This is a genomic window from Arthrobacter sp. Y3224198 (genome assembly GCF_059090025.1).
Map to the genome: position 1 here is coordinate 41419 of NZ_JBNHFG010000021.1, position 6885 is coordinate 48303.

General features: G+C 68.1%; 8 protein-coding genes. 2 read left to right on the forward strand and 6 right to left on the reverse strand.

Going from position 1 to position 6885, the window contains the following annotated elements; genetic code table 11:
• Window positions 1-28: 28 nt before the first annotated feature.
• Window positions 29-946 (reverse strand): mycothiol conjugate amidase Mca, encoded by a 918-nt coding sequence (mca, locus tag AC5RUF_RS11980; protein ID WP_493997755.1) that lies wholly within the window; start codon window positions 944-946, stop codon window positions 29-31.
• A 66-nt stretch (window positions 947-1012) separates the two neighbouring features.
• Here mca and AC5RUF_RS11985 point away from each other — a divergent pair, with 66 nt between their 5' ends.
• A complete protein-coding gene (locus AC5RUF_RS11985; RefSeq protein WP_493997754.1) occupies window positions 1013-1477 on the forward strand; it encodes a DUF4307 domain-containing protein in 465 nt (154 codons plus the stop codon).
• A 246-nt stretch (window positions 1478-1723) separates the two neighbouring features.
• Window positions 1724-2215 carry a transcription elongation factor GreA gene (gene greA / locus AC5RUF_RS11990; RefSeq protein WP_493997753.1) on the forward strand — a complete coding sequence of 164 codons (492 nt, stop codon included), beginning with the start codon at window positions 1724-1726 and terminating at the stop codon, window positions 2213-2215.
• A gap of 24 nt (window positions 2216-2239) precedes the next feature.
• Here greA and AC5RUF_RS11995 read toward each other — a convergent pair whose 3' ends face one another.
• The 5 genes from AC5RUF_RS11995 to AC5RUF_RS12015 form a co-directional block, all read right to left on the reverse strand.
• On the reverse strand, window positions 2240-2818 hold the full coding sequence (locus AC5RUF_RS11995; RefSeq protein WP_494130715.1) for a rhomboid family intramembrane serine protease: 579 nt from the start codon (window positions 2816-2818) through the stop codon (window positions 2240-2242).
• A gap of 5 nt (window positions 2819-2823) precedes the next feature.
• Entirely contained in the window at window positions 2824-4065 is a 1242-nt protein-coding gene (gene ilvA / locus AC5RUF_RS12000) for a threonine ammonia-lyase (protein ID WP_494130716.1), read from the reverse strand.
• Complete coding sequence (locus AC5RUF_RS12005; protein WP_493998105.1) at window positions 4062-5360, reverse strand: AI-2E family transporter; 1299 nt, start codon at window positions 5358-5360, stop codon at window positions 4062-4064. The genes ilvA and AC5RUF_RS12005 overlap by 4 nt, the downstream gene beginning before the upstream one ends.
• A 48-nt stretch (window positions 5361-5408) precedes the next feature.
• Window positions 5409-6383, reverse strand: a complete 975-nt coding sequence (locus AC5RUF_RS12010) for an aldose 1-epimerase family protein (RefSeq protein ID WP_494130717.1) — start codon at window positions 6381-6383, stop codon at window positions 5409-5411.
• 40 nt (window positions 6384-6423) lie between these two features.
• Window positions 6424-6885, reverse strand: a 462-nt coding sequence (locus tag AC5RUF_RS12015) for a GAF and ANTAR domain-containing protein (protein WP_494130718.1), incomplete at its 5' end; no start/stop codon positions are given.

The following is a 6885-nucleotide window of genomic DNA, read 5'->3' on the forward strand; positions in this document are numbered from 1 at the left end:
ACGGCGGCGGAACAAGTGTTCCCGGGATCTATCGTATGCCAGCAAACAGATCGGTCTCGGGGAGTTCGGTTTCCACCCGGGACTCGATCAGGGAGTAGTCCTCCCAGGGCCAGACCTTTCGCTGCAGGTCCGGGCTGACGGCGAAGAAGAATCCGTCGGGATCCACCTGGGTGCGGTGGCTGCGCAGTGCCTCATCCCGGACCTCGAAGAAGTCCCCGCATTCGATCTGGGTGGTGGTGGGATGCACCGGGACGGGCGGCTGGTGGCCCTCCGTATCGGCCTCCTGCGACGCAGCGATCCGCTCGGCGTACGGCGACTGCAGGCCGGCCTCCTCCAGTGCAAAGTGCAGGGCCCGGAACCGTTCGGGGTTGAAGGCACGGTCGTAGTACAGCTTCAGGGGCTCCCAGGCCGGGCCGGTGCCCGGGTAACGGTCCGGGTCGCCGGCTGCGGAGAATGCCTCCACGGCAACCTTGTGCGCCATGATGTGGTCCGGGTGCGGGTACCCGCCGTTTTCGTCGTAGCTGACAATCACGTGCGGACGGAATTCACGGACCAGCTTGACCAGCGGAGCTGCCGCCCGCTCCAGCGGCTGCAGTGCAAAGCATCCAAACGGGAGTTCGGGCAGCGGGTCGCCCTCGGGCAGTCCCGAGTCGGCGAAGCCGAGCCAACGGTGCCGGATGCCCAGGGCGGCCTGCGAGGCTGCCATTTCCAGCCGCCGTAAACCGGCGAGGTCACGCTTGCCGGCCGGATCGTTTTCCGCTCCGGGGTTCAGGATGGACCCCTGTTCGCCGCCGGTGCAGGTGGCCACCATCACCTCGACGCCGGAAGCGGCGTACGCGGCCATCATGGCCGCACCCTTGCTGGCCTCGTCGTCGGGGTGGGCATGCACGGCGAGCAGGCGCAGCGGCGCAGCGGGCCGTGATTCAGTGCTTTCGCGGGCAGACAAGGCAACTCCTGGGGTCAGCGTGATGTGGCGGCGGGACCGACGGCTAAAGACGGCTAAAATGGGCATGTGAGCACACCCTTTGGTCAGCCCGAGAGGTCGGCACCCCAGCAGCCGGACGTTTCAACGTCCGAGTCCAGATTAGCCAATCGTTACGGCGCTCCCAAGCGGCGCCTGTCGCGGCGGGCCGGGATCATTGCCTCCTCCGTGGCGGTGGCGGCTGCCGTGGTGATAGCCGCCCTCATGAACATCCCCTCTTCCACCGGAAGCGTCACGTCCAAGGACGTGGGGTTCTGGTTCCCCGAGGAGGGCCGCGCCGTCGTGGACTTCCGGGTGGATAAGTCCCCGGACACCACGGCCGCCTGCGCCGTGCAGGTGCTGAATGAAAGCTACGCCGTGGTGGGCTGGAAGACCGTGGTGCTGGGACCCGACGCCCCGGACAGCAGCGCGCATCAGTTGGAGCTGCGCATCGACTCCCCCGGCGTCACCGGCGGGGTCGCCTCCTGCTGGCTCGTCGACGACGGCGACGCCTGAGGCCTGCCGGCCCGTCGCCGCTGACGGCACAGCGTGTCCCGCCCGGCATCTTGGGTTAAGTCGGCGGGCAAACTAGTATGGAGAGCACGACTTGCCCCGCCCAGGTGTCCGGGAACTGCAGAGAGCAACCTGCAGGCCAGCCCGGACCCGCCCGGCGGGGTCTTTGCTTGTCAGGCCGAACCGGCCGCGGGCACATACAGCCATGCCGGACCAATCGGTGGTCCGGACGTACCTAAGGAGATACCCGTGTCAACCAACAGCGCATCTGTCGCCTGGCTCACGCAGGAGTCTTACGACCGCCTGAAGGCGGAACTGGAGCACCTGTCCGGCCCCGGGCGGACGGAGATTGTTGCCCGCATCGAGCAGGCACGCTCCGAGGGCGACCTCAAGGAAAACGGTGGCTACCACGCAGCCAAGGAAGAGCAGGGCAAAACCGAGGCCCGCATCCGCCAGCTGACGCAGCTCCTTGAGAACGCGCACGTTGGCGAGGCTCCGGCCGATGACGGAGTGGTGGAGCCGGGCATGCTGGTCGAAGCCCGGGTGGCCGGCGACGTTGAGACCTTCCTGCTGGGCAGCCGCGAGATTGCCGGCGACAGCAGCATCGACGTCTACAGCGAAAAGTCCCCCCTGGGTGCCTCCATTTCCGGGCTGAAGGTAGGCGACACCACCACCTACACCGCCCCGAACGGCAAGAGCATTTCCGTGGAGATCATCTCCGCCAAGCCGTACGCAGGCTAGGTCCGCCGGTTGCAGCGGGTCCTCCTAACGGAGGGCCCGCCTTTGCGTTAAGCCCGGTGTGCGCCGCAGGACGACGGCGGCCAGCACGCCGCCGGCGGCCCCAAACAGATGGGCCTGCCACGACACGCCAAGGGCCGTGGGGAACAGTCCCCAGAGAATCGATCCGTAGACCAGGAACAGCACGGCGCTGAGCAGGATCTGGGGAACGTTGCGGTTGTAGAAGCCCCGGACCATCAGGTAGGCGAAGAGTCCGAACACTACCCCGGAGACTCCGACGGTCAGTCCGCTGCCGAACAGCCACACCCCTATCCCCGAGGCCAGCCAGGAGATCGCCAGCACCGCGAGGAACCGGCGCACCCCCTCAAGCAGGGTGAGGAACGAAAAGACGATCAGCGGCAGCGTGTTGCCCAGCAGATGGCCTGCGCCGGCGTGCAGCAGCGGCGCAAACACCACGCCGTCGAGCCCTTCCACGTGCCGCGGCAGGATGCCCAGCAGCTGAAGCAGCACCGGTCCCAGCACCACCGTCAGCAGGTAAACCGCCCACAGTACCGCCGCAAATCCAAGCGATCCGGCCAGCGCGGTCCGTGCCCGTTGGGCGAGCACGGTTGTCAGCCTTCCAGCACCACGGGCTGGAAGCCTTCCGCCCGCAGGTTCTTCAGGACCAGCTCGCAGTGTTCATGACCCTTGGTTTCCATGTTGATGGTGATTGCCACGTCTCCCATGCTGATGGATCCTCCTACCCTCGTGTGGTCCACGCCGGTGACATTCGCGTCCGCTGCGGCAATGATCCGCGAAATGGTTGCCAGCGACCCGGGGCGGTCATCGAGCAGGATCCGCACCACCAGGTACCGTCCGGCAGCGGCCAGGCCCCGCTGGATGACTTTCAGCATCAGCATCGGGTCGATGTTGCCGCCGGAAAGGATCACCGCCGTGGTTCCGGGGTTCTCGATCTTCCCGTCCATCAGGGCAGCCACCCCCACCGCACCGGCGGGTTCCACCACCATCTTGGCACGCTCCAGCAGGAAAATCAGGGCCCGGGCGAGGGAATCCTCGCTGACGGTCACCACATCGTCCACCAGTTCCCGGATGATCGAGAACGGCAGCTGGCCCGGCCGGCCGACGGCGATGCCGTCGGCGATGGTGGACACCCGGGTCAGCGGGACCAGGGCGTCGGCCGCCAGCGACGGCGGGTAGGACGCCGCGTTTTCGGCCTGCACGCCGATGATGCGGATCTCCCGGCCCAGCTCCCGCGCCCGGGATTTGAGCGCGACGGCGACCCCGGCGAGGAGCCCGCCGCCGCCCACCCCCATCACCACGGTGTCCAGGTCCGGAATCTGGTCCAGCAGTTCCAGTCCGATGGTGCCCTGCCCGGCGACCACATCCACATTGTCGAAGGGGTGGACGAAGACGGCTCCGGTCCGGTCCGCGTAGCGCTGGGCCTCGGCCAGGGCCTCATCCACGTTGTGTCCGTGCAGGATGACTTCTGCTCCATGCCCCCGGGTGGCGGCGAGCTTGGGCAGCGCAACCCCCAGCGGCATGTAGATGCGGGCGCTGATGCCCAGCCGTGCCGCTGCCACCGCGACGCCCTGGGCGTGGTTTCCGGCCGATGCCGCCACCACCCCCCGCGCTTTGTCCGCAGGTGAGAGTTTGGCCATCCGCACATAGGCGCCGCGGACCTTGAAGGACCCGGCCCGCTGCAGGTTCTCGCATTTGAAGTAGACCGGGGAACCCGTGTCGCGGGCCAGGGCCCGGGACATTTCGATGGGGGTGTTGGCAATGATGCCGTCCAGCAGCTTGGCAGCCGCCCGGACGTCGTCGAGGGTTACCGGGAGATTGGGGAGATCGGTCACGGCCGGGGATTTTCCTCTGCGTTGGTGGTGGGTGCCTGGTCCTTCGTGGCGCTGTCGGCGTCTGTTCGGCCGTTGTCCGGGCCGGGCTCGGTTTCGCCGGCGTCGGTTCTGCCGGGCTCCGGGCCCGGGTCCGGACGGAGCTCCGCGGGGAGGTCCCCGTCTGTCTCCACGGCGGGGTCGCCTTCCCATTGGCGGCCGGCTATGTAGCGGACCATGGTGTTCAGGATGGCCAGCAGCGGTACGGAAAAGAGTGCACCGGGAACACCGGCGGCCAGGGTGCCGCCGGTGACGGCCAGGATCACTGCCAGCGGGTGCAATGACACGGCCCTCCCCATGATCAACGGCTGCAGGATGTGGGATTCAAGCTGCTGCACCAACAGGACGATGCCGAGCATAAACAGCGCGTTGACTCCGCCGTTGGCCACCAGCGCCAGCAGGACGGCGACGAAGCCGGTGACGAAGGCACCCACCAGCGGAACGAATGAACCGAGGAACACCAGCACGGCCAGGGGCAGGGCGAGGGGCACGCCGATCAGTGCGGCGCCGCCGCCGATGCCGATGGCGTCGATCAGGGCCACCACCATCTGCACCCGCACGTAGTTCACCATGGATTCCCAGCCCCGGATGCCTGCCCCGAAGGCGGCAGGGCGGGCGCTGCGGGGCAGCAGCCCGGTAGTGAACCGCCAGATCCGGCGTCCGTCCAGCAGGAAGAAAACCAGCGCAAAGAGGGTCAGCAGCACGCCGGCGGCGAAGTGGCCTGCGCTGCTGCCCACACTGAGGGCACCGGAGAGAATGTTGGCTGAGTTGTCCTGCAGCGTGGTGCTTGCTTCGTCGAACAGCGAATCCATCTGGCCGGCGCTGATGTGCAGCGGCCCGGACGAGAGCCAGTCCTGGACCTGGCGTACACCCTGCTGGGTTTCACCCCACAGGCTCTGGAAGCCCAGCGCAAGCTGCCGGCCCACCAGGGTCAGGGCCGCCACGATAATGCCCAGGAACGCCACGATGGTCACGGCCACGGAGAGGCCGCCGGGCAGGCGGTTGCGGCGCAGCCAGTTGGAAACCGGGGCCAGCAGGCCGGCGAGCAGGGCCGCGATCATCAGGGGGATGATGAGCAGGGAGAAGTGGCTCAGTACCCAGATCAGTCCGGCACCGACAATCAGCACGATTCCCAGGCGCCAGGCCCAGGCTGCGCTGACCCGTAGCGCGAAGGGCACGTCCTCGCCGGTCCGGGCGGGGTGAGCCGCTGCAGCCTGCAGTGCCCGGGGCGCAGGGGCCCGGCGTGCATGGGATTTCATGGGGCCATCTTTCCACACCGGGGCCGTGACGGAGCCGACTTTACGCGCCTATCCCCCGCTGTTACCGCCGCCGTCCGCCGTCCCGGCCCGGATGCCCCACTGCATGGCAAAGGTTTCCCCCGGCGGAAGCCAAACCAGTCCTTCGCCGCTGTTGAGTGCGTTGGCCGGTGCGGTCATCGGTTCCAGTGCAACGGCGCAGTCCTGTCCGGGGAATTTGTCCGTCACGAAAACATGGACGTAACCGCATTCGGGACCCGTCCATAAGCTGACCGTCCGCCCGTCCGGCGCGCTGAGCGTGTGCCGGTAGGCGGCGCCGTCCGTTTGCGGCCCGGTCCGTTCCAGGTCGGTGTACGCACTGTCCAGGTCCAAGCCGCCCACCCGCCGGCCGCGGCGCAGGTCTGTGTCTCCCGATGGTTCCCGGCGCCCGTTGGGAATGAGGCGCTCGTCGGTGGTCAGCCGGGTGCCGGCCGCAACCGTGAGGACCAGGTCTTTGGTGGGCACCTCTCCCAGCCGCAGGAACGGATGGGCGCCAAGGGCCACCGGTGCGGGTTCGCTGCCGCGGTTCGCCAGCGCCTGGCGCACCCGCAGCCCGCCGTCGTCGTCCAGGCTGTAGCGCACCGTGTGGAGCAGGTGGAAGGGGTACCCGTGCTGGGGGAAGATTTCCGCGGCCAGCGACACGGATGCCTGCTCCTGCGCCACAACCGAATACCCGGTGTTGCGGAGCAGTCCGTGGCTGGCATGGCCGCGGGACGGCTCGGTGATGTCCAGTTGCTGGGGAGCTCCGTTCAGGATCCAGCGGCCGTCCGCCACACGGTTTGGCCACGGTGCCAGGAGCACCCCGTTGGCCGAGGGCGGAATGGCGCTGTCCGGATAGGACTGGAACAGCTCCGTCCCCTGCACCGAATAGTGCCGGATCGCTCCGGCCAGGGAGCCGATGACGGCCCGGGCGCCGGCCCGGCTGATTTCGTACTGGGTGCCGGTGGCGGGCCAGGCCGCTGCCGGTTCTGTGCCGGTTCCAAACATGGTTCCCAGCTTACCTGCGGGGACGTCCCCGGTGCCGGGATCACTCGTCAAAATGGGTGTCCACCCGGTCGCTGACCGCTGCAACGACGCCGGCGGCAACGTTGCGGATCTTGATATTGCGGCTGTTCGAGACACTGCGCAGGATATCGATCGCTGCCTGCTGGCTGCAGCCGTTCTGGCCCATGATGATGCCGGCGGCCAGGTCCACCACTGTCCGGGATTCCAGCGCCGCCTGCAGGTTGGCGGCCCTGGCTGCCTGCGCGTCCAGGAGCAGGGCGAGGCGCAGCGGTCCCGCGGCTTCCGCGGCCAGTTCGCGGAGGCCTTCCATTTCCGCCGGCCCGAAGAAGTTCGGCCGGGACGAATAACAGGCCAGGACGCCCCGCTGGCCCTCAAGCGCCAGGGGAACGGCAGCAACGGACCGGACGCCGGCGGGACCCGCCCCCGCGACGGAAGCCCACCGCTGCTCCACGCAGACGTCGCCGACGACGGCCTCAGGCCCGCC

Coding starts and splice junctions, on each gene's coding strand:
- AC5RUF_RS12010 (WP_494130717.1), bottom strand. CDS start 6,383: ATGTTTGGAACCGGCACAGAACCGGCAGCGGCCTGGCCCGCCACCGGC.
- AC5RUF_RS12005 (WP_493998105.1), bottom strand. CDS start 5,360: ATGAAATCCCATGCACGCCGGGCCCCTGCGCCCCGGGCACTGCAGGCT.